The sequence below is a fragment of the Collinsella sp. An2 genome, from assembly GCF_002160065.1.
In the GTDB taxonomy this organism is placed as follows: domain Bacteria; phylum Actinomycetota; class Coriobacteriia; order Coriobacteriales; family Coriobacteriaceae; genus Limicola.
Map to the genome: position 1 here is coordinate 1 of NZ_NFJW01000024.1, position 21805 is coordinate 21805.

At 61.8% G+C, this 21805-nt stretch carries 16 protein-coding genes and 1 riboswitch; of the genes, 8 read left to right on the forward strand and 8 right to left on the reverse strand.

The window, feature by feature from the left end; genetic code table 11:
- Nucleotides 1–185: 185 nt before the first annotated feature.
- Nucleotides 186–1451 (reverse strand): DNA (cytosine-5-)-methyltransferase, encoded by a 1266-nt coding sequence (dcm, locus tag B5F33_RS09995; protein WP_087411671.1) that lies wholly within the window; start codon nt 1449–1451, stop codon nt 186–188.
- 194 nt (nt 1452–1645) lie between these two features.
- On the opposite strand from dcm, the gene B5F33_RS10000 reads away from it, so the two are divergent.
- From B5F33_RS10000 to B5F33_RS10030, 7 genes are all read left to right on the forward strand, one after another.
- Complete coding sequence (locus tag B5F33_RS10000; protein ID WP_087411672.1) at nt 1646–3163, forward strand: Sau3AI family type II restriction endonuclease; 1518 nt, start codon at nt 1646–1648, stop codon at nt 3161–3163.
- A 157-nt stretch (nt 3164–3320) separates the two neighbouring features.
- Nucleotides 3321–4724 (forward strand): asparagine--tRNA ligase, encoded by a 1404-nt coding sequence (asnS, locus tag B5F33_RS10005; protein ID WP_087411673.1) that lies wholly within the window; start codon nt 3321–3323, stop codon nt 4722–4724.
- Nucleotides 4725–5066: 342 nt separating this feature from the next.
- Nucleotides 5067–5879, forward strand: a complete 813-nt coding sequence (locus tag B5F33_RS10010; protein ID WP_143757976.1) for a WYL domain-containing transcriptional regulator — start codon at nt 5067–5069, stop codon at nt 5877–5879.
- Between the two features lie 184 nt (nt 5880–6063).
- On the forward strand, nt 6064–7056 hold the full coding sequence (locus tag B5F33_RS10015; protein ID WP_087411675.1) for an ABC transporter substrate-binding protein: 993 nt from the start codon (nt 6064–6066) through the stop codon (nt 7054–7056).
- Nucleotides 7057–7142: 86 nt separating this feature from the next.
- Entirely contained in the window at nt 7143–8174 is a 1032-nt protein-coding gene (locus B5F33_RS10020) for an ABC transporter substrate-binding protein (RefSeq protein ID WP_087411676.1), read from the forward strand.
- A 295-nt stretch (nt 8175–8469) separates the two neighbouring features.
- Nucleotides 8470–9399 carry an ABC transporter permease gene (locus B5F33_RS10025; protein ID WP_087411677.1) on the forward strand — a complete coding sequence of 310 codons (930 nt, stop codon included), beginning with the start codon at nt 8470–8472 and terminating at the stop codon, nt 9397–9399.
- A gap of 3 nt (nt 9400–9402) precedes the next feature.
- Complete coding sequence (locus B5F33_RS10030) at nt 9403–10197, forward strand: ABC transporter ATP-binding protein (protein ID WP_087411678.1); 795 nt, start codon at nt 9403–9405, stop codon at nt 10195–10197.
- An 89-nt stretch (nt 10198–10286) separates the two neighbouring features.
- Here B5F33_RS10030 and B5F33_RS10035 read toward each other — a convergent pair whose 3' ends face one another.
- From B5F33_RS10035 to B5F33_RS10060, 6 genes are all read right to left on the reverse strand, one after another.
- Nucleotides 10287–10853 carry a hypothetical protein gene (locus B5F33_RS10035; protein ID WP_087411679.1) on the reverse strand — a complete coding sequence of 189 codons (567 nt, stop codon included), beginning with the start codon at nt 10851–10853 and terminating at the stop codon, nt 10287–10289.
- Nucleotides 10841–12196 (reverse strand): radical SAM protein, encoded by a 1356-nt coding sequence (locus tag B5F33_RS10040; RefSeq protein WP_204214510.1) that lies wholly within the window; start codon nt 12194–12196, stop codon nt 10841–10843. The genes B5F33_RS10035 and B5F33_RS10040 overlap by 13 nt, the downstream gene beginning before the upstream one ends.
- A gap of 318 nt (nt 12197–12514) precedes the next feature.
- Complete coding sequence (locus B5F33_RS10045) at nt 12515–13246, reverse strand: energy-coupling factor transporter transmembrane component T (protein ID WP_087411680.1); 732 nt, start codon at nt 13244–13246, stop codon at nt 12515–12517.
- Nucleotides 13234–14790, reverse strand: a complete 1557-nt coding sequence (locus B5F33_RS10050; protein ID WP_204214512.1) for an ABC transporter ATP-binding protein — start codon at nt 14788–14790, stop codon at nt 13234–13236. Before B5F33_RS10050 ends, B5F33_RS10045 begins: the two co-directional genes overlap by 13 nt.
- On the reverse strand, nt 14783–15382 hold the full coding sequence (locus tag B5F33_RS10055; RefSeq protein WP_087411682.1) for an ECF transporter S component: 600 nt from the start codon (nt 15380–15382) through the stop codon (nt 14783–14785). Before B5F33_RS10055 ends, B5F33_RS10050 begins: the two co-directional genes overlap by 8 nt.
- 3 nt (nt 15383–15385) lie before the next feature.
- Nucleotides 15386–16066 (reverse strand): YkoF family thiamine/hydroxymethylpyrimidine-binding protein, encoded by a 681-nt coding sequence (locus tag B5F33_RS10060; RefSeq protein ID WP_087411683.1) that lies wholly within the window; start codon nt 16064–16066, stop codon nt 15386–15388.
- A gap of 112 nt (nt 16067–16178) precedes the next feature.
- A riboswitch (TPP riboswitch) is annotated at nt 16179–16280 on the reverse strand.
- A gap of 240 nt (nt 16281–16520) precedes the next feature.
- On the opposite strand from B5F33_RS10060, the gene B5F33_RS10065 reads away from it, so the two are divergent.
- Nucleotides 16521–18956: an alpha-amylase family protein gene (locus tag B5F33_RS10065; protein WP_087411684.1), complete on the forward strand. Its 2436-nt coding sequence runs from the start codon at nt 16521–16523 to the stop codon at nt 18954–18956.
- Nucleotides 18957–19678: 722 nt separating this feature from the next.
- Here B5F33_RS10065 and B5F33_RS10070 read toward each other — a convergent pair.
- Complete coding sequence (locus B5F33_RS10070) at nt 19679–21682, reverse strand: TetM/TetW/TetO/TetS family tetracycline resistance ribosomal protection protein (protein ID WP_087411685.1); 2004 nt, start codon at nt 21680–21682, stop codon at nt 19679–19681.
- Nucleotides 21683–21805 lie beyond the last annotated feature (123 nt).

Sequence of the window (21805 nt, forward strand, 5' to 3'; positions counted from 1 at the left end):
GAGCTCATCGCCCTCATCCCGGTGGGGCGGTACAGGACGACCTGGCGGGCGATGGTGGAGGCCCCGTACCCGCCCCCGCCGGTGCCTATCTGCGCCTCCAAGAATGTCTAACATAGCCCTCTTTCGGTGGTCGCTCGCATAAGTTTTTTCTCAGCCCCATGGACATTTGCCACGGCTTTTTCAACCTAACAAGCAAGCCGCCTTGCCATGGCCTGCCCGATTCTGTGCGGGATGCCCGTTACCAGAGCATTACCCATGCAGAATGCACGCTGGCCATCGGTCATTCCAGTGTTAGTCCAACCTCTTGGAAAACACTGTAGCTGGTCGAGCTCATCAGGAACAAGACGACGGAGTCGCCCATCGGGCGTCTCGATCACGTGCTTGAAGCGAGATGGCGTGACACCGCCCTCGCCCGTTAGAATCGTGCGGGAAGGCTTGTCCAAAGAATCGGGAAACGCCATGGCACCCTCCGAGTACATGTACTCAAAGCCGGTGCGCTTATTTTTGCGCGGCTCCCGCTTAGCGCCCTTGAGGTATTTCCAGTCTGCCACCTTATCGGAAGAGACGTAATACTCCGCCGGAACCTCGTCTTCAGAAACGAGCACATCCCCCAACGTAGCGCGAGGACCGCTGTAGGACTCGACAACATCTGCCGTCGTAACGAGGCAACCCTGCATGACGCCCGCCGTCTTGAAGGGAGAGACCTTGCATCCACGCCCAAACGAATCGGAGTTGTCCGCCGGGTCGGCATAGATCTCAAACGACGCGCACTCCCCCATCCCCTCGATGGGGAAAGCATCTGCCATAACACCCTGTGTTAGACGCTCCACGTGATTCCATTGTTCATCCGTCTTCTCGGCGTAGATATAGACACGTTTCCTGCGCTGCGGGAATCCATACTCGGCGCTATTAATCACACGCCATTCGACGGCATATCCCAGCGACGAGAGACATGAAAGGATGATGGCAAAATCGCGCCCGCGCTGCGATGCTGGACTCTTCAACAGCCGATCAACATTCTCAAACAGACAATACTTCGTTTTCGGCTTCAGACGCAAAAAGCGGTAGATGTCCCACCACAATACGCCTTTCTTGCCCTCGATGCCGCTTGCCTGCGAAAGCGTACGCGCAACAGAATAATCTTGGCAGGGGAAGCCACCTACAACCATATCTACGGTAGGTATCTCGAGTTCACCCGCCTCGACGCGGTCGAGCACCGTATGAATGTCTTCGTTGAGCACCGAATCTTCGCCGAACCGCTTCCGATAGCACCTTGCGGCAAACTGCCGCTTGTCCGTACCAGGCTCCCACTGATTCGCCCAAACGGTATGAAAAGGCCCCGCTGCAGGCATATCGAACTCGGGATGCTCTGGGTCATGATAGCCATCAAGGCCCAGCCTAAAACCGCCGACGCCCGCAAAGAGCTCGGCAACCGTTATTTCTGAGGACACGTTTCTCCAATCGCTGCTGTGTTCTCATTTGCGGGTCTATTGTATGCGACCCGCCCCTTCTTCAAATAATCTATCCCGCCGCGCGGACATGAAGGTCGAACGAGCACCATAAACGCAACATCCGATTGAGCAATCCATATATGTCCCCGGCTCTACAATAGAGGCGTCTACGTATACGAACCTGGAGGTTAGTCATGGATAAAGGCCAGGAGTACAAGCGGCTGCTTGCCGAGACGGATTTCAGCGACGGCTCGAGCATCGAGCGCTATGCGCTGCATTTGAAGGGGATGACCTTTCGCGATGTCCTCGACCTAGGAATAACCCCTCCCAATACAACCGATAGAGATTACAACAGCAAGAGCTACAAAGGCGGCATGGGCAACCTCCTGGAAGAGCGTTACTTCGGATATCGCTCAAACAGCGATGAGCGTCCGGATTTTCCTGATGCAGGCGTTGAGCTAAAGGCAACCTGCTTTGATATTCGCAAGAAAGACCGGGAGCCATCCGCAGGCGAGCGCCTAGTCCTTACCATGATTCCTTCTGACGAGCCCATTGAGGAGGATCTCTTCACCTCTCATCTGTGGAACAAATGCAAGATAATGCTGCTTGTCTTTTATCTGCGGGACCGGTCAAAAGACAAGTACGATCAGACCATCGAATACGTCACGCTGTTTACCCCATCGAGCGACGACCTGAAAATCATCCAGGATGACTATCGAAAAATCGTCTCGTATATCAGAGACGGCAGAGCCGATGAGCTCAGCGAAGGCCTTACGACATATTTGGGTGCCGCCACTAAAGGCGCCACAGAAGCGACAATGTGGAGGACCCAGTATTACCCCCATGTTGAAGAAGACGGCACCAAGGTCTACCGCAAGGCCAAGCGTCGCGCATTTTCTTTCAAGCGACAATACATGGACTACATCTTGCACCATGTCATCATGCATGACCGAGAGGCAGCCGAAAAGATCGTTACGCCGGGAGCACTTGGCGACAGCACTTTCGAGGATTTCGTCACAAACCAGATTGCACTCCATATTGGAAAGGCCGACCGACAGCTCGCGGAAGAATTCAACGTGCCCTATACCGCCAACAAGGCGCAATGGACAACGCTCGCCTATCGAATGCTTGGCATAAAAGGCAACCACGCTGAGGAATTCATGAAAGCCGGAATCTCCGTCCGAGTTGTGCGAATCGAAGAAAACAACCGCATCAAAGAAAGCCTCTCGTTTGCTCCCTTTGAATTTGAAGAACTGCTCGCCGAATCGTGGGACGATTCGGAGTTTCGCTCATATCTCGACGAAACGAGATTCTTCTTCGTGGTGTTCAGAAAGGTTGATGGCGAGTATCGACTGGCAGGAAGCATGTTCTGGAACATGCCGGTCGCCGACATCGAGGGAGAGGCAAAACGCTGCTGGGAAGAGACGCGTGAGGTGATCTCGCACGGAGTCGAGCTCGTTCCGTCGAGACGAAAGGACGGCAAGCTAGTTATCCGCAACAACCTTCCCGGCATTTCGGACAACCCGCTCGTACACGTGCGTCCGCATGCTCAGAAGGCCGCATACAAGTTAAGCGATGGAACGGTTATTGGCGACATCGAGCGAAACGCATCGCGTCTCCCCGATGGCAGATGGATGACTCGACAAAGCTTCTGGTTTAACAACAAATATCTTCTGTCCATTTTGAACGGCGTACGGAATAAAGCCAAGTAACCCCTCGCCCCGCCGCACCATGGCCCCTCAGCACCCCGGCTGCTATCATAGGTGCGGCATCAGGAAGGCCCGATGCACAGCAGCATGGCGCAGGCAGCTTTGCACATGTTCCACGCGCGCACGGGCACATCATAGGCAGAGCGTAAGGAGTACATCTGTGAACCGCACCAAGATCGCGCAGCTCTACGCGGACGCCGAGGCGCTCGGCGGCACGCAGGTCACCGTGGCGGGCTGGGTCAAGTCTGTCCGCGACATGAAGAACTTCGGCTTCGTCACCCTGAACGACGGCAGCTGCTTCCGCGACCTGCAGGTCGTCATGAACCGCGACGCGCTCGACAACTACGACGAGATTGCCCACCAGAATGTCTCCGCAGCGCTCATCTGCACCGGCACGCTCAAGCTGACGCCCGAGGCCCAGCAGCCCTTCGAGCTCACCGCCGAGTCCATCGAGGTGGAAGGTCCCTCTGCCCCGGACTATCCGCTCCAGAAGAAGCGCGCCACGGTCGAGTTCCTGCGCACCCAGCAGCACCTGCGCCCGCGCACCAACCTCTTCCGCGCCGTCTTCCGCATCCGCTCCGTTGCCGCCGCAGCCATCCACACGTTCTTCCAGGATCGCGGCTTTGTCTATGTGAACACGCCGATCATCACCACCTCGGACTGCGAGGGCGCAGGCGAGATGTTCCGCGTGACCACCCTCGACATGGAGAACCCGCCCCGCACCCCCGAGGGCGGCATCGATTGGTCGCAGGACTTCTTTGGCAAGCCCGCCTCGCTCACTGTGTCCGGTCAGCTCAATGCAGAGAACTTCGCCATGGCCTTCGGCGACGTGTACACCTTTGGCCCGACCTTCCGCGCCGAGAATTCCAACACCACGCGCCACGCCGCCGAGTTCTGGATGATCGAGCCCGAGATCGCCTTCGCCGACCTCGAGGATGACATGAACCTGGCCGAGGACATGCTCAAATACGTCATCAACACGGTCATGGAGAAGTGTCCCGATGAGCTCAACATGCTCAACAAGTTCGTTGACAAGGGCCTGCTCGACCGCCTGACGCACGTTGCGAGCTCCGACTTCGCGCGCGTCACCTACACCGAGGCCATCAAGATCCTGGAGGAGGCTGTCGCCGCCGGCCACAAGTTTGATTACCCGGTGAGCTGGGGCATTGACCTGCAGACCGAGCACGAGCGCTTCCTCACCGAGGAGCACTTCCGCCGCCCGACCTTCGTGACCGACTACCCCGTCGAGATCAAGGCCTTCTACATGCGCCTGAACGACGACGGCAAGACTGTGGCCGCTGCGGACTGCCTGGTGCCGGGCATTGGCGAGATCATCGGCGGAAGCCAGCGCGAAGAGCGCCTGGACGTGCTCGAGCGCCGCATCGCCGAACTGGGCATGGACCCGGAGCAGTACAAGTACTACTGCGACCTGCGCCGTTTTGGCACCTGCCGCCATGCCGGCTTTGGCCTGGGCTTCGAGCGCCTGGTCATGTACCTCACAGGCGTGGGCAACATCCGCGACGTGCTGCCGCATCCACGCACCGTGGGCAACGCCGAGTTCTAAGATGGCATCGGCACGCCGCGGCTAGCTACGGCCACAAGCCGCGCAACCACCCCTGTGCAACGTCGCCACGCGATGCCTCACATACGTTCAGCTCCTAAGGCCTCGCCCCTCTCGGGCGGGGCCTTCTTCATATCTTGTGGCGGCACCCGCCCGCAGGACCCGTACCGTCAAACGCTCGAAAGGCGCCGCTGGCCGATGGCACCACGACCTTCCTCCCCGGCCTGTGGGGCTGTGAGCTGCCCAAGTGAGAATTGTGAGAGATTCCGGTAAGAACCGTGCAAGAATCGCCTGATACGGTGGGGTTACATCCACTCGCAGTAGCGAAACCCCCGGGAGGACTTCATGACAGAACCCTCGATGACGCCGTCGCCCGGCGTGATGCGCTCCATACGCGTGCTTTCCATCCTCGAGCGGGAAACCGACGAGGACCACTACCTGACCGCCCGCACCATAGCGGAGGAGGCCAGACATCCCTCGGACCCAGCAATAGCGGCGGTCGATGCGACGATTCCCACGGTGCGTGCGGCCATTCGCACCCTGCGCGCGCTCGGTTACGATATCTCGTCCGACCATCAGGAAGGATACGCCCTCATAGGGCGCGAGTTCTCGCGCCACGAGCTCAACCTGATAATGCGCGTTGTGGCCCAAAGCCCCCTGCTCGACGCACAGCAGCGCATCGGCCTGCTCGAACATCTTCTTGTGCTTTGCACGCCGTCGCAGCGCGAAGAGCACGCGATGCGCCTGAGGCGCCTCGCCCAGAAGACCAGCCGCATAGAGACCACAACCATCACCTTTATCGCGACTTCGGCAGAAACCGTGGTGCGTGCCGCCCTCGCTGGCAAGACGTCGGTGAGCTTCGAGCTTTCCTCTTCGCAGGCAGCCCCCGACGGCAGCCGGCGTCGTCTTATTCCCTCATCCCTTCGCAACCGTGACGGAATCTGGTTCGTCGACGGCGCGGACCGGCCGACTCCCACACAGCACGGCGGCAGGCGCACGCTGCGGCTCGACCGTCTGTGCAACCTCACGACCCGAACGCCTGCCGGCACCGTCTATATCGCGGTGGACACAACATCCGAGGCCCCTACGAAAACAAACCCCTCCCCCTTTTCGCACCAAGAATCAAGCCCCCAATCGGCGGACGGCAACGAAGGTTAACAGTTGGTGACGCCCCAGGTCGTCAGCGGGGAGCCGCCTATCATATATCTACTTGCAAGGGGCAGGCTGTACCCCTTCGCGACCCCCTCGCATCATCGTCGTCGCACTACGCCACGCAGCGGAGGGCCTGGATCGACGAAGGGCTCCGCCGTGCCTGGAAATCGACCATAGAAGGGGACCGCTCATGAAGCGACTCAAGATGTTCACCTCGGCACTCGCTGTGGGAGCTTTGGCTGTCACGCTTGCCGCGTGCGGAGGGCAGAACACCGGCTCCGGCTCCACGTCAGGCGCCGACGGCGATTCGTACGCCATCGGCGTGATTCAGCTCACCGAGCACGGAGCGCTCGACCAGGCCAACGAGGGCTTTATCGCCGCACTCGACGAGTCCGGCATCAGCTATACCGCCGACCAGCAGAACGCGCAGAACGACCAGTCTGCCTGCCAGACCATCGCCTCCAAGCTCGTGAACGACGGCGACGACCTCATCTTCGCCATCGGAACGCCCGCGGCCCAGGCAGTCGCAAGCGCCACGACCGATATCCCCATCGTGGGCTCCGCCATCACCGACTACGCCGAGAGCGGCCTGGTCGCCTCCAACGAGGAGCCCGGTGGCAACGTGACCGGTTCGTCCGACCTCACCCCGGTCGCCGACCAGATCGATCTTCTGCAGCAGATCCTGCCCGACGCCAAGACCGTGGGCCTGCTGTACTGCTCTGCCGAGGCCAACTCTGAGATTCAGATCCAGATGGCCGAGGAGGCCCTCGACGAGGCCGGCATCGCCCACGAGCGCTACACCGTCTCGAGCTCCAACGAGATCCAGCAGGTCGTGGAGTCCATGGTGGGCAAGGTTGACGCGATCTATGCTCCCACCGACAACACCATCGCTGCCGGCATGGCCACCGTTTCCATGGTCGCCAACGAGAACAAGCTGCCCGTCATCGTGGGCTGCGACACCATGGTCGAGGACGGCGGCCTGGCGTCCTACAGCATCAACTACTACGACCTGGGCCATAAGGCCGGCGAGATGGCGCTGGACATCCTCACCAAGGGATCCGACCCCGCCGACATGCCCATCGAGTATCTCTCGAGCGACGAGTGCACCCTCATCGTGAACCAGGAGACCGCCGACGCGCTTGGCATCGACGTCTCCAACCTCGAGGGCGCAACGATTGTCTAACGGCCACCCTCGGGCGGTTGAAGCCGGGTACCGAAAGGTGCCCTATACCTCGGCGTGCCAGCAGGCATGCCACTAAGGAGGCTCCCATGAACATCAACACTCCCATCACCAGGCGCAGCGCCACCCTTGGCATGCTCTCCCTCGCCGGCGTCGCCGCTCTTGCCGGCTGCAACGACAGCAGCCCCACCAGCAACGGCTCTGCCACCACTTCGCAGAGCGGCACCAGCTACAAGATCGGCGTGCTGCAGCTTACCGAGCACACCGCACTCGACGCAGCCAACAAGGGCTTCGTGAAGGCGCTTGACGACTCGGGCATCGACTACACGATCGAGCAGCAGAACGCCCAGAACGACCAGTCCGCATGCCAGACCATCGCCCAGACCCTGGTAAACGATAACTGCGACCTCATCCTGGCAATCGCTACGCCCGCTGCGCAGGCCGTCGCCGGCGCGACCTCCGATATCCCCATCGTGGGCACCGCCATCACGGACTTCGCCGAGAGCGGCCTGGTGGATTCCAACGACGAGCCGGGCGGAAACCTCACCGGTACGTCCGATATGAACCCCGTGGCAGACCAGATCGACCTGCTGCAGGAGATACTGCCCGACGCCAAGACCGTGGGCCTGCTGTACTGCACCGCCGAGGCCAACTCCGTCATTCAGATCGAGATGGCCGAGGCCGAGCTCGACGCCATCGGGCTTGCCCACGAGCGCTACACCGTCTCGAGCTCCAACGAGATCCAGCAGGTCGTGGAGTCCATGATCGGCAAGGTCGACGCGGTGTACACCCCCACTGACAACACCATCGCGGCCGGCATGACCACCGTCGCCATGGTGGCAAACGAGAACAACCTGCCCACCATCTGCGGCGAGGTCGGTATGGTCGAGAACGGTGGCCTGGCCTCCGTCTCCATCAACTACGAGGAGCTTGGCTACCGCGCAGGCGAGATGGCCGTCGAGATCCTGACCAAGGGCTCCGACCCGGCGACCATGCCCATCCAGACCATGACGGCCGACGAGTGCGACCTGGTATACAACCAGGAGACGGCTGACGAGCTGGGCGTCGACGTATCCGCGCTCGCCGACGAAGGCGGAGAGGACGTCTCCAGCGCCGCGTAACCAACGCGCCGCACAACTTCAGGCATCTCAAAGCGCCGAGCAAGGCCCGCCGGATTCATGTGTCCGGCGGGCCTTTTAGCAACGCTCCAATTGGGCGGCCCGCTCTGTGCCAGCAGAGCAAGCCTTCAGAAACAAACCCACCCCGCGTTACCACTCCATTACATGGCGGGCTCTCGTAGCGCCGCACGCATCGCGTGATAGACTGAATAATCCAGTATGCTCTATGCATACAAATTAGCAGTGACACCCCGGCGGACCGCCCGTCGGGGTTCGTTCGGTAAGAGAGGAGAGGCAGATGGGACTCGCTCTGCTTAGCGCCGTCTCCCAGGGCATTCTCTGGGGCATCATGGTGCTCGGCGTGTTCATCACCTACAAGCTGCTCGACATCGCAGACCTTACGGTCGACGGCAGCTTCGCCTTGGGTGGCTGCGTGTGCGCCGTGCTCGTGGTGGGAGGCGTCGACCCTGTCGTGGCGGTGCTCGCCGCCATGCTTGCCGGCATGATCGCCGGCGCCGTCACCGGCTTTCTGCACACGGTCTTCGAGATTCCCGCGATCCTGGCGGGAATCCTCACGCAGATCGGCCTGTGGTCCATCAACCTTCGCATCATGGGCAAGTCCAACACCCCGCTGCTAAAGAGCGACACAATCTTCAGCGTGGTCGGTGACCTGACGGGGCTTTCCAGCAACACCGTCGCCATGATCGTGGGCGTGGGCATCGCGGTGATCATCATCGCTCTGCTGTACTGGTTCTTTGGCACCGAGATCGGCTCTGCATGCCGCGCTACGGGTAACAACGAGGCCATGGTGCGCGCCCTTGGCGTGAACACGAAGGTCACCAAGATGATCGCCCTCACGCTCTCCAACGGCCTGGTGGGCCTCTCCGGCGGCCTTATCTGCGAGAGCCAGAAGTACGCCGACATCGGCATGGGTACCGGCGCCATCGTCATCGGCCTGGCCGCCATCGTCATCGGCGAGGTCCTGTGGCGCGTCCTGCCGTGGGCCAAGCTGCACTCCTTCGGCGGTCGCCTCACCGCGGCCGTGGTGGGCTCGGTGGTCTACTTCCTCATCCGCGCCATCGTGCTGCAGATGGGCATGGACGCCAACGACATGAAGCTGCTGTCCGCCATCATCGTGGCGCTTGCCCTGTGCATCCCTGTGGTGTGGGAAAAGTACCAGCTGCGCCGCAAGTACAAACTTGCCCTGCGCGATGAAGGGGGGCGGTAGGCGATGCTGACCGTCAAGCATGTTTGCAAGACCTTCAACGCCGGTACCATCAACGAAAAGCGCGCCCTGGTAGACCTTAATCTGCATCTAAACCCCGGCGACTTCGTGACCATCATCGGCGGCAACGGCGCCGGCAAGTCCACGCTCATGAACATGATCGCCGGCGTCTACCCCATCGACGCAGGCACCATCGAGCTCGACGGAGTGAACATCTCTCGCCTCTCCGAGCACGCCCGCGCCAAGTATCTGGGTCGCGTGTTCCAGGACCCCATGATGGGAACCGCCTCGGACATGCAGATCATTGAGAACCTTGCCATGGCGCGCCGCCGCGGCAAGACCCGCACGCTGCGCTGGGGTGTCACCCGTGCCGAGAAGGAAGAGTACACCGAGCGCCTCGCCGAGCTTGGCCTGGGCCTTGAGAAGCGTCTGACCTCGAAGGTGGGCCTGCTCTCCGGCGGCCAGCGCCAGGCGTTGACGCTGCTTATGGCAACGCTCGTCGAGCCGAAGCTGCTCCTGCTTGACGAGCACACGGCGGCGCTCGACCCCAAGACTGCCGCCAAGGTGCTCGACCTCACCGAGAAGATCGTGAGCGAGCATAAGCTCACCACGCTCATGGTGACGCACAACATGAACGACGCCATCCGCATGGGCAACCGCCTCATCATGATGCACGAGGGCACAATTATCTACGACGTCGCCGGCGAGGAGAAGAAGTCCCTCACCGTCAAGGACCTGCTGCAGAAGTTCGAGGAGGTCTCTGGCGGCGAGCTCGCCAACGACCGCATGCTGCTGAGCTAACCTGCTGCCAGCATTTCTAGAACATACCTACAAGAAACCGCCCGTCAGCCCACGCTGACGGGCGGTTTTTCATGGCTATACACATAACCCTACCTGGAGGGCGCGTCTGAGCCGGCCTCCTCGTTTCGATACAGGGCGGCGCCGCGGGCAAGCGCGTCCAGATGCACCTCGGCGCGGGGCGCGCGGCTTGGCGTACGAGCCGGCGGCATCTCCCCCGCCAAAGCGCAGCCGGTTACCCGCAGCTCCCACACAGAGGCAACGTCTGCCATGGGGTCGCCGCGCCGCAGGGTCGAAAGAACGCAGGAGAATAATGGCCCGGCTATGTGACAGCGCCACACTGCGACCTCAAGGCGCCAGGTGCGGTCGGCCGCGGGCAGCCAGAGCGTCGCCGGACGCGCGAACCACAACCCCTCGACAAGGCCCGCACCCAGATCGCTTCGCTCCTCATCAAGCGCCACCACAAGCGCGATGTCACCCGCTGCGGTGTCGGAAGCCGGAACAAGCGCGACGGCACAACGAAACGCTCTCTCATGCCCCGGGACCCCTATAGCAGCGGACACCACATGCGCGTCGGCATGAGCAGCCTCGCTATCAAGGGAACTACACGCCGCAACGACTTCTTCAGGCACGGCTATAAACCGCTCTAGCTCCAGCATGCCTCATCCATCCTCTCCAGATCGGCGCACGGATGATTGCCGCACATCTTGTAGTCATCATCCAGGCAGATGAGCCCATGGGCGCGGCGAATGTCGTGGAACCCCTGTGCCAGGCGCACGTAGTAGTCAAGCGGCGCCATCGGCTGCCATCCCAAGCGAGAGCGACGGTGCGGACGCCAAACGATGAAAAGGCAGTTCACGCCACGCTCGGCAAAATAGTCGCATGCCTCCAAGTTCGAGGCGAGCGCCTCGTCCACCGTGTCGAACCCGCCAGGACGGGCAAGCTCTGCGCCGGCGACCACCTGCGTATATACATTGCCGTGTCCAAAGACCTCGACCGCGTCCACCGTGCGGCGAATCCATTCGTCATGCCCCACCACGCGCTCCTTGCCCGGACAGAGCCAGCGGAACCGCTCTCGGTCCCACACTTCGATATCGGCGCTATAGGATGTAATGCCCGTCTCGCGATAGATACGCTCGAGCAGATGCTTTGGGTAGGCCGGCGCCATAAGCTGGCAGGGGAAGCGACCGGGGAAATCGCGACCCATGGCTTGCAAGTCGCGAATGTAACGGTCGACCTCGCGCGCGAAGGGTTCGGCTCCCTCGTAGTCTGTGCCGCCCGAAAGGTACAGCTCCGAGAACCTGCCCGGCTCCTCCAGAGCCGCATGCACTGTTTCGTAGAGGTCCTCGGGGTCGACCGCGGGACCCTCGTGTCCCTTGGTAAAGAAGGCGCAGAAGCGGCATTGCTCCCGATGGTCCCAAAAGTGGCAGGTCCGATAGGCGGTAAAGATGAGCTTCTGCGGCCGCACGTCGACCAGGGTGTCCATGAGGGTGCCGCGCGAGGTTCGCCTGCCAAAGATGGCCGGACGCGGTACAAAGTCCACGATGTCGATCGCGGGATCCTGCTCGCTGGACTCGCGCAGCACGAACGCGCCGAGCTCGGCGTCGTAGTCGAGCAGGTAGGGATCAGCATAGGTTTCGCCATAGTTGATGTAGACAAACGTACCGTCGCGCAGCACCACCGCGCCCGGCATGATCTGCGTTGTAGACCGGCCATCGAACTCGATATCAAACGAGTTCGCCTCGTCATCCTCGCCCGCCCTGGTGCCAAAACGATAGTCGTCCTGTTGCAGCCGCTCCATCGCCCGCGGAGAAATAACGGCTCCGTGGCAGGTAAGGCTGAGCTTCATGATGACAAAGGGCGCCATGGCAGGGTTCTCTTCGCACAGACGGCGCCACTCTGCATACTTGGGATACGCCCGTGTATCGATGTCGCGATCGAGCACCGTGCGCACTGCGGCGCCGTCGGTAGCTGCCGCGCCCTGTTCGACAGAATCGACCATACTCCAACCTCCTTCTCGTACGATACGGCCGGGTGCCCACGGTCCACGGCCGCACAATTACGGCGGGGACGCAAGTCACGGCGCGCTGACCCTAAGGAAACACTGAATATGAGCCTTCGCGGCGGCCCTCAATGCACGCTCGCTTCGAAAAAGGGCGTCCCCTTTGCGGAATCGCCGAGTAGGCCCTTAGGCCCTGATCAATCTACCAGGGGTTTTGTCCGTCGGGTATCCTGGTCTACTCGGACAATCGCGTTTCGGACGCCCTTTTCCGAAACGAGAGTGCACGAGGGGGCGCAAGGGGCTGTAATCAGCGTTTTCCTAGCTGGTCAGCAGCAGTCCCGCTGCAATGGCCGCCAGCACGACCACGGTAAAGACCGCGTCGCGCACCCGCAGCGGCACGCGAAACGCGATGCGCCGCGGAGCACCGTTCTCAAAACCGCGGGACTCCATGGCCATGGCCAGGCTCTCCGAGCGCTCGAGCGCATGGGCGAGCATGGGCAGCAGGCGCTTGGTAGAAAACGGGCCCGCCTTCACCCCGCGCACCTTGAGCGCCGCGCCCACCGTGCCAAACTCCTCGCGGACCACCGGAAAGAAGTGGTAGGCGGCAAGGATGCCGTAGGCGAACTTCGGCGGAAGCCGAAATTGCTGCATAAGGCTCATAACCAGCTCGAATGCATTGCTAGTAAACGCAAAGAGCATACCCAGACCGCCGTAGGCAAGCACGCGCGAGGCGAGCTGCATGGCCGTGGTCCAGTCGGTGGCAAGCAGCGTCCGCTGACCGAAGGCGCTCGTAGAGACGCCCACCGCCTCGGCGTTGCTGGCCCCACCCGAGCCAAAGAAGAGCCCTGTCGTAAAAAACGCAAGCGCGGTGAGCGCAAAAGGCAGCATGGCTATAACGAGCCGGCGGCGATGAACGCCCGGCGTTGCAACCGTTGCAACCAGGCAGACAACGCACACCGCAAGATTCACGGCTACGTTATAGGTCAGCGACAGCATGAGCGAAGCCACGATGAGCGTCGCAAGCTTGATACCGGGGTTTATGCTCCGCATGACGGCTCCTTTCGCTCCTCGACATACCGGTCGAGCTCCGCAGGCTCTAGGGTTCGCAGCGAGCCGTCTGCAAGCAGTATCACCCGATTTGAGATGGCGCGCGCAAGCTCCACATCGTGCGTGGCAATGAGCACCGTGAGCCCTCGCTCGACCCGCTTCATAAGCAAGTCGAGGATGAAGCGCGTCGAGCGTTCGTCCTGCGCGTAGGTGGGCTCGTCGAGCAGCAGGACCTCGCAGTCTGCGGCCAGCATAGACAAAAGCGCCAAGCGGCGCTGCTGCCCCTGGGAAAGCTCGTAGGGAGACGCCGCCGCACGACTGTCCAGGCCGAACTCTTCAAGAAGCTCGTGAGCCTCAGCCGCAAGCTCCTCGTCCGAGGCTTCTGGCCTGGAGGCGCGCAACGTGACGAGCACCTCGTCCAAAACGGTCAAAGCTAAAAACTGGAATCGAGGGTTTTGAAACACCAGGCCCACCCGTCCGGTCGTCTTGACCGAGCCCGTATAGCGGCCGGCGCCGGCAAGCGCGGTGAGCAGCGTAGACTTGCCCGAGCCGCACTCCCCCACCAGTGAGGTCACGCTACCGCGCGACAACGAGAACGAAAGGCCGCGCAAAAACGGAACCCGTCCGTGGCGCAGCGTGACACCGTCGGCGGCGAGCGCGGCCGGGGCATCCGGCGACACCTGCGGAGGGTGCACGTCGGCAAGCCAGGTGGAACCTACAAAGAGGCCGCGGTCGGCAAACTCCTTGCGGCGCGCCGGCACCTCGGCAGGCGCGAAGGAACGCTCGCCCAGATCTCCTTCGCGCTCCATAAACACGATGCGCGTGCAGAACGGAAGCCACCAGCCCGGCTTATGGTCGACCACCACAAGCGTCACACCCCGGCGATTGAGCTGTTCAAGCTCGCGCGCGAGACGCTTGCACGACAGCGGGTCGAGGTTCGCGAAGGGCTCGTCAAGCACGAGGGTGCGAGCGCCCGTGGCAAGCGCCGTCACCAGTGCAAGCTTCTGCTTGGTGCCGCCCGAGAGCGTATGGATCGGACTGTTGATGTAGCCGTTCAGCCCCGCCATAGACAACAGTTCCCGGGCACGCGCCTGCAGGTCGCCCGGCCAGTCGACGTTCTCGAGCGCAAACAGGACCTCGTGAAGCACGGTGTCCATGCAAAACTGGTTGTCGGGATTCTGGAACAGGATCGATACCGCCTGGGACCGCTCCTGCGGCCCCATCTGGTCGATGGGTTTGCCTTCGACCTGAACCACGCCCTCAAGAGCGCCTGCGTAGTCGGGATACAGGCCCGCCAGACAGTACGCGAGCGTCGACTTGCCGCAGCCCGAAGGCCCCATCACGAGCACGACCTCGCCGCGACGGACGCTCAGTGATACGTGCTCGAACACGGGGACCTCACCCTCCGCATAGCGAAAGGTGAGGTCCCGGCACGAGAGGGCATAGTGCGAGGCGTCGGACGCCGCGCCTGGGGCCGGCACGCCCGCAGAAGGCTCCACGGACGCATCGGCGCCAGGCATCCCACTTGCGACCTTGGCGTTACTCATGCGCACGGCCAAGGGCATAGCTCTTGAGCAGACCGGTGCGGGCCAGCTTGTCTGCAACGACCTTGCAGATGACACCGGCAAAGAGCGCCGAACTCAGCAGACGAATGATGAAGAAAACGACGAGCAGCGGCAGGGCTAGCTCACCGTAGCCCGAGCGCACGAAGCTCCACACGAAGCTGATGATGCAGGAGAAGGTCGCAGCGAGCATCATGCTCGTCCAGTCGAAGCGACGATAACGAAAGGCGGCAAACGCAAACTCGGAGCCAATGCCCTGCACGAAGCCCGTCACGATGACCATGGGACCGTACATGTTGCCCAGCAGCACCTCGATGAGCGCAGCGATGATCTCGGACACAAGCGCCACGCCAGGCTTCTGCAGGATATACGCCGCAAAGGTCGACGCCATGAACCAAACGCCGAAGAGCAGCTCGTTGCCCAGAAAACCCAGGCCCATAGGGGTGCAGGCGGTGTTGATGAAGCTCGACAGATATACAGCCACAAGGTAGACCACGCCAAACACGATGCAGCACATAGCGACTAGGATGATCTCTTTGAGCTCCCAGCCCATCTTCTTGTTCTCGGTCGAAGCCATGGCTTATTCCTCCTCGTCGGTGGGGCTGTTCACGTTGATGGTGAAATGCAGCACGTAATGGGAAACGGTCTGCTCCATGAGGGCGCAGACGTCGTTGAAGTAGGTAAAGATGTCGCGGATGCTACCCTCGATGCGCGTCGCGTAATGGATGCTCGTGGGGTTGAGGCCGCGCTCCTCGGCGAGATACCACACCTTGGCGATGTCGTCGATGTAATCCTCGACGCCGAGCGGATAGAGCGAAAGCTTGGCGAGAGCCGGCTGCGTGGCCGCCTCCACCGTCGCCGCGTTGGGCGCCTCCCCCTCGCAGGAAAGCACCGAATCGCCCGAGACGTCGCCCGGGCACCCACGCGAGACCTGGCCTTCAAGCGCCATGTGAACGCCGTCGCGCCAGGCGTTTGCAAAAAGTGCCGCCACGGCATCAATCACGTACTCGCGCTTGCCGCGGTACACCGTCGAGAGTGCATCGGACTGGCTCCACACGAAGCTCGCATCGGTCTTGTCGAGCGCGCCCAAGATGATGGAGACGAAGTCGTCGGTCATGGGATACAGCGAGAACCTGCATCCGGTAATGGGCAGGTCCGTGCCCCGACCGGACCACGGTAGGTCCTCACGATTGCAGCCGCATCCGCAGCCGCACGAATCAACGCCTTCAAACGGGACGTTGCTCGTCTGTCCTTCTGTCATGGCTCCCCTTCCAAACAGCACTGCACCGGACATGCCGGCCGCTGGGGAGAACCTGAATGTGGCTTGAATATGGCTCGGGCATTCCCGTAGCCCTCGGGACGCCCCACGGGCGACCCTATAAAGGCTGCTTCCCTCCGCTGGTACAAACCAGATCAGGTTCAAGGGGTTGGACTTCGGCCCTCTCAGCTCGGTGCGAGCACCCCCAGCAAAGTTGTCAATGCGGCTTTGGCGCGACGATGTCTCGCGCCTAAAACCGGGGCCATTCTATACCGTCCATGCGGTCGTCGCAAACGTCACATGACGCTCACGCTCAATGTTGAAACGTTCGGGGGAACCGGCGCCCGCGCAAAACATGCGCCGTACAATTTTCTGGAGCAAAGGACCCGGCTCCTCCATGCAGTCGAGGGGCCGCCAAAGCCACATGCAACACACCATCTGGAAAGGAAACGACGATATGCCCACAAAGCGTACCTCGACCTCCAAAACAACGGCCGCAAGCGCAAGCAAGGCCAGCGCCCCCAAGGCGCCAAGCTCCTCCAAGGAAGCCAAGACGCCAAAAAGCACCTCTGATGCCACGACGGGCAAGCAGGCGGTAGAGGCAACGACGACGGCCGCATCGCACGCCAAGGCGCCCGCTGCGGCCAAGCCGGCAGCCGCGAAGCCTCAAAAGACCGCCGCGGCAACCGAGGCCGAGGCCAAGTCCGCCAAGAAGGCCGCCGCAACCGCGACCGAATCCAAACCCACCAAGAAGGCCGCAACAAAGACCACGGCCGCCAAAACCCAGGCTTCCAAGGCTGAGGCACCCAAGCCTGAGCCCACGGCCAAGGCCACACCTGCGACGAAGCCCAAGCCCGCAACTAAAGCTGCGGCCACGACAAAGGCCACTGCCGCCAAACCTGCAGCGCGCAAGACGGCCACCGAGCCCGCTGCGACAAAGGAACCCGCAGCAGCAAAGTCTCCTGCCCAACCCGCCACAGCCAAACCCGCTGCCGCCAAGCCTACGGCCACCAAGCCTGCCCCCGCAGCGAGCAAGCCCAGCCCCAAGGCTACCAAAGCCGCGGCCGACGAACTCTTCCAGAAGCGTCTTGCGCGTCACCACGACGAGCTGCGCTGGCTCTACATGGAGCTCTACGACAACGGCGACATGTTCGCCGAGCTCACGCAGCAGATGAAGCGCTTCTACGATGAACGCTCCGACGAGCTCAAAGCCCTCGACGCCACGCGCGAGGCTGAAGGCGCCTGGTATCGCAATCGCAACATGCTCGGCATGCAGATGTATATCGACAACTTCGCCGGCACCCTCAAGGGCGTCGAGGAGAAGCTGCCCTACATCGAGCGCTGCAACGTCAACTACATCCACCTCATGCCGTTCCTCGACACACCCGCCGACAAGAGCCGCTCCGACGGTGGCTATGCGGTCAAGGACTTCCGCCGCGTGAAACCCGAGCTTGGCACCATGGACGACCTCGCCCACCTCGCGCACGAATGCCACGAGCGCGGCATCAGCCTGTGCATGGACTTCGTCATGAACCACACCTCAGAGGACCACGAATGGGCCCGCCGTGCACGCGCCGGTGAAGGCGAGTACATGAGTCGCTACTTCTTCTGCGACAACCAGGCCATCATCGACCAGTACACCCGCGACGTGCCGCAGGTCTTCCCCACCACCGCGCCGGGTCACTTCACCTTCCTGCCCGAACTTGGCCAAAGCGTCATGACGCAGTTCTATCCCTACCAGTGGGACCTCAACTACCGCAACCCGCGCGTATTCAACGAGATGATGTACAACTTCCTGTTCCTGGCCAACCAGGGCATGGATATCATCCGCATCGACGCCGTGCCTTACATCTGGAAACAGCTGGGCACCAACTGCCGCAACCTCCCGCAGGTCCACAACATCGTCCGCATGATGCGCATGATCGGCGAGATCGTATGTCCGGGCATCGTCCTTCTGGGCGAGGTCGTCATGGAGCCCGACAAGGTCGCTCCGTACTTCGGCACGGTCGAAAAGCCCGAATGCCACATGCTCTACAACGTGACCACCATGGCGACCACCTGGAACACCGTGGCCACGCGCGACGTGCGGCTGCTGCGCCAGCAGATGGACATCGTCTGCAACCTTCCCAAGGAGTACACATTCCTCAACTACCTGCGTTGCCACGACGACATCGGCTGGGGCCTGGACTACGGCACGCTCTCCAGCTGGGGCATGCAGGAGGTTCCCCACAAGAAGTACCTCAACGACTACTTCCAGGGCCTCACGCCCGGCAGCGTAAGCCGCGGCGAGCTCTATAACGCCGACCCCGTTACGGGCGACGCGCGTTTCTGCGCCACCACCGCCTCCATGTGCGGCATCGAGGCAGCCGGCTTCGAGCAGGACGATGAGAAGATGGATGTGGCCATCCGCAAGGACATCATGCTGCACGCCTACATGTTCACGCAGTCCGGCCTGCCGATCCTGTACAGCGGCGACGAGGTCGGTCAGGTGAACGACTACTCCTACAAGGACGACCCCGAGCGCGCCGCAGACTCCCGCTATATCCATCGTGGCAAGTTCGACTGGTCGCTCACCGACAACATCGACCGGCCCGGCACGGTGCAGCAGCGCATCTTCGATGCCCTCAAGCAGCTCGAGGGCATCCGGCGCGAGGAGCCGGTCTTTGATACCGACGCCGAGGTCTCGACCAAGTACTACAGCGACCCATCAATTCTGTGGATTATTCGCCAAGCCGCTGGTAAAGAACTCCACGCCGTGTTTAACTTCAGCGACAACCCACGTTTGGTGTGGATGCCCGAGGAGGCAGAGTGCACGAATCTTTTGACCGGCAAGACTGCCCGAATCGCGAACTTCGACCTCCCCGCCTGGGACTTCGTCTGGCTTCTGCGCTAGCGCGGGCGACAGCCACGCTGTCAATCAAGCACCCCGAGCGTCAGGGGCTGCTTGTCGAGACGGGTGCCCTGTACTCACCTGTCTCGACACATTGCCGGGCGACGTAATACCCGTGTCGTCGCCCGGCTTCACCCCCACCACAGTCGGCCGAGGCAGAGCTCTCGGCGCTCGATCATCTTGTTTGTAAGAGGGCCTTCCGCGGAAGGCCCTCTTTGTTGTGTTGTGTGAGTTATAGGACAAAAAGTGTGTCTGCTTTAGGGGCATTGACGCAGGCCAATGCCCCTTTTGTGTGGTATCAGCCCGGCATCGTGGCGGCGCCCTGCTCTGCGCGCCGCCACGGCGGTGCTCTGAGCCTATCTGAACGCTCCCGATCAGCCCCGTCCTGTCTTGGGAAGACATCCGGGTGAAGAATTGTGGCGATCTACACGCTCGAGATTCGTCGTGAGGTTCTTCTGCGGCAATTTACACGCTCGGAATTCGTCGCGAGGTTCTTTTGTGGCAATTTACACGCTCAGGATTCGTCGCGACCCTCTTCTGTAGCAATCCACACGTTCAAGGCCCCGATTAAGCCCCCTGAGCGTGTGGATTGCCACAGAAGAGTTTTTGACCGTGCGGATTGCCGCAATTTACGCCCGAGTGCTTCTGCGTGGAGCAATCGCCGCGGGTCGTCGCCTCTCGCGAGCGTCCTCGACGCAGCATCGAAAACCAAGGACCCAGAAGACCTAGGCTCCCGACGAGAAGAACGCGGCATCTGCCTCGCGCCACGGTCGCAGGCGGGCGGGATCGATGGACACATGGGCATGCTCGGGCACCTCGTGCCACTTGACGGTGTAACCCGCGCCATGGCTGCAGAAGACCGAATCGGGTGTATTGGGCACGTCCGACTCGGGATCGTAGCCGACCGCCTCGATGACCTCCTGCGCGTTATGGCACGGCTGATACCCAGCATATTCAAGCGCCAGGCGTCCCCGGCCGCCCGAGTAGCCATTGACCTCGAGCGCGTATTCCTGCATCTCGGACGCTGGAGCCGTACCTGCAATGAACGCCGTATCGCCTTCCATGGCAGGAGGATCAAAGACGGCAGACATCCTTTGCAGGTCGGCAAGCGCGCGGCCCACCTTCTCGGCAGGCACTACAAGGCGAAAGCGATACCAAGGCTCCAAAAGTTCGCACGTACCCTGCGCCTTCGCCTGCATCAGACCCTCGCGAATGGCACGGTACGTTGCCTGTCGGAAGTCGCCGCCTTCGGTGTGCTTGGCGTGTGCGCGACCTCCCAACAGGGTGATGCGCACATCGGTAAGCGGCGAGCCGGTCAACACACCACGATGCTCCCGTTCGAGGACATGCGTCAGGATGAGGCGCTGCCAGTTGCGGTCGAGGTCATCCTCCGAGCAGCGCGTCCCCACCTGAACGCCCGCGCCGCGCGGCAGGGGCTCTAGCAGTAGATGCGCCTCGGCATAGTGGCGGAGCGGCTCAAAATGGCCGATTCCCTCCACCGACGCGGTCACCGTCTCCTTATACAGAATGCCACCCGGGCCAAATCCAACGCCCAGGCCGTAGCGATCAAGCAGCAGCTGCTGCACCACCTCGCGCTGGACCGACCCCATGAGCTGGATATGAATCTCCTGCAGATGCTCCTCCCAGCTTACCGCGAGCATCGGGTCCTCGTCGGCCAGCTCGCGCAGGGCGTGTACCACCGCATGCACGTCGTGATCGCCGGGCAACACCTGGTAGGAAAGCACCGGGGCGAGCACGGGCGGCTCGCCTGCGGGCTCGGCTCCGAGCGCACTTCCCGGCACCACATGCGAGAGACCCGTAACCGTGCAGACCCTGCCTGCGGATACCTCGGATACGGTTTGAAAGGCATCGGCGTCGTAGATGCGTACCTGGTCGACCTTCTCCGTCCAGACCTCGCCCCCATCCACACCGTCGAGCAGCATCTTCGCTCGCAGCGCGCCGCCCGTCACCTTGAGCCAAGCAAGACGCTCGCCGCGAGGCGACCGGCTCACCTTGTAGACGCGAGCGGCGAATTCCTGAGGCCATGTGCGATCATCAACCAATGCCGCCAGGCCATCCAGAAACGCCGCGACCCCCTCTCCACGCAACGCCGAACCGGAAAAGCAGGGAAAGACCTTCCGTTCGCGCACCAGACGACGAAGCGTCGATAGTATGAGGCCTCCACCCTCAAGGTACTCGTCGAGCGCATCTTCATCGGTTGCTGCGGCATCCTCACACGCCGCTCCGCCACCCAGCAAATCCTGACCGTCCAAGCAGGCAGCATCCAGACGACCCTGCAACTCGGTCAGTAGCGCCTCGGCATCGGTGCCCGCCAGATCGAGCTTATTGATAAAGATAATCGTTGGCACCTCATAGCGCGCAAGCAGGTCCCAGAGCGTCTCGGTGTGTCCCTGCACACCGTCGTTTGCCCCCACCACAAGCACGGCATAGTCAAGCGCCTGAAGCGTGCGCTCTGCCTCGGCAGAGAAGTCCACGTGACCCGGCGCATCGAGAATCATCAGATGAACGTCGTCGTAGTCAAGCGAGGTCTGCTTCGAAAAGATCGTGATACCGCGCTCGCGTTCCATGGCATCGGTATCCAGATGGGCGTCCCCGTGGTCGACGCGCCCACGCTTGCGAATAGCACCCGCCTCAAACAGCATCGCCTCTACAAGCGTGGTCTTGCCCGCGTCCACATGGGCGAGCATGCCCACCACCGCCTGCCGCATAGCCCCTCCTATCTTTAAGTCGTTGCATCAGAGAGCCGGATACCGGATGCTTTGGTGCAATGCAGAATCTGGCGGGCAGGGACGCCGACATGGGACCTGGGGCGCGCGGAGCGACCCCGTCAA

Excerpts from the sequence above, each read along its gene's own strand:
- B5F33_RS10000 (WP_087411672.1), top strand. The coding sequence starts at position 1,646 with ATGGATAAAGGCCAGGAGTACAAGCGGCTGCTTGCCGAGACGGATTTC.
- B5F33_RS10010 (WP_143757976.1), top strand. The coding sequence starts at position 5,067 with ATGACAGAACCCTCGATGACGCCGTCGCCCGGCGTGATGCGCTCCATA.
- B5F33_RS10015 (WP_087411675.1), top strand. The coding sequence starts at position 6,064 with ATGAAGCGACTCAAGATGTTCACCTCGGCACTCGCTGTGGGAGCTTTG.
- B5F33_RS10020 (WP_087411676.1), top strand. The coding sequence starts at position 7,143 with ATGAACATCAACACTCCCATCACCAGGCGCAGCGCCACCCTTGGCATG.
- B5F33_RS10025 (WP_087411677.1), top strand. The coding sequence starts at position 8,470 with ATGGGACTCGCTCTGCTTAGCGCCGTCTCCCAGGGCATTCTCTGGGGC.
- B5F33_RS10030 (WP_087411678.1), top strand. The coding sequence starts at position 9,403 with ATGCTGACCGTCAAGCATGTTTGCAAGACCTTCAACGCCGGTACCATC.
- B5F33_RS10035 (WP_087411679.1), bottom strand. The coding sequence starts at position 10,853 with ATGCTGGAGCTAGAGCGGTTTATAGCCGTGCCTGAAGAAGTCGTTGCG.
- B5F33_RS10040 (WP_204214510.1), bottom strand. The coding sequence starts at position 12,196 with ATGGTCGATTCTGTCGAACAGGGCGCGGCAGCTACCGACGGCGCCGCA.
- B5F33_RS10045 (WP_087411680.1), bottom strand. The coding sequence starts at position 13,246 with ATGCGGAGCATAAACCCCGGTATCAAGCTTGCGACGCTCATCGTGGCT.
- B5F33_RS10050 (WP_204214512.1), bottom strand. The coding sequence starts at position 14,790 with ATGAGTAACGCCAAGGTCGCAAGTGGGATGCCTGGCGCCGATGCGTCC.
- B5F33_RS10055 (WP_087411682.1), bottom strand. The coding sequence starts at position 15,382 with ATGGCTTCGACCGAGAACAAGAAGATGGGCTGGGAGCTCAAAGAGATC.
- B5F33_RS10060 (WP_087411683.1), bottom strand. The coding sequence starts at position 16,066 with ATGACAGAAGGACAGACGAGCAACGTCCCGTTTGAAGGCGTTGATTCG.
- B5F33_RS10065 (WP_087411684.1), top strand. The coding sequence starts at position 16,521 with ATGCCCACAAAGCGTACCTCGACCTCCAAAACAACGGCCGCAAGCGCA.
- B5F33_RS10070 (WP_087411685.1), bottom strand. The coding sequence starts at position 21,682 with ATGCGGCAGGCGGTGGTGGGCATGCTCGCCCATGTGGACGCGGGCAAG.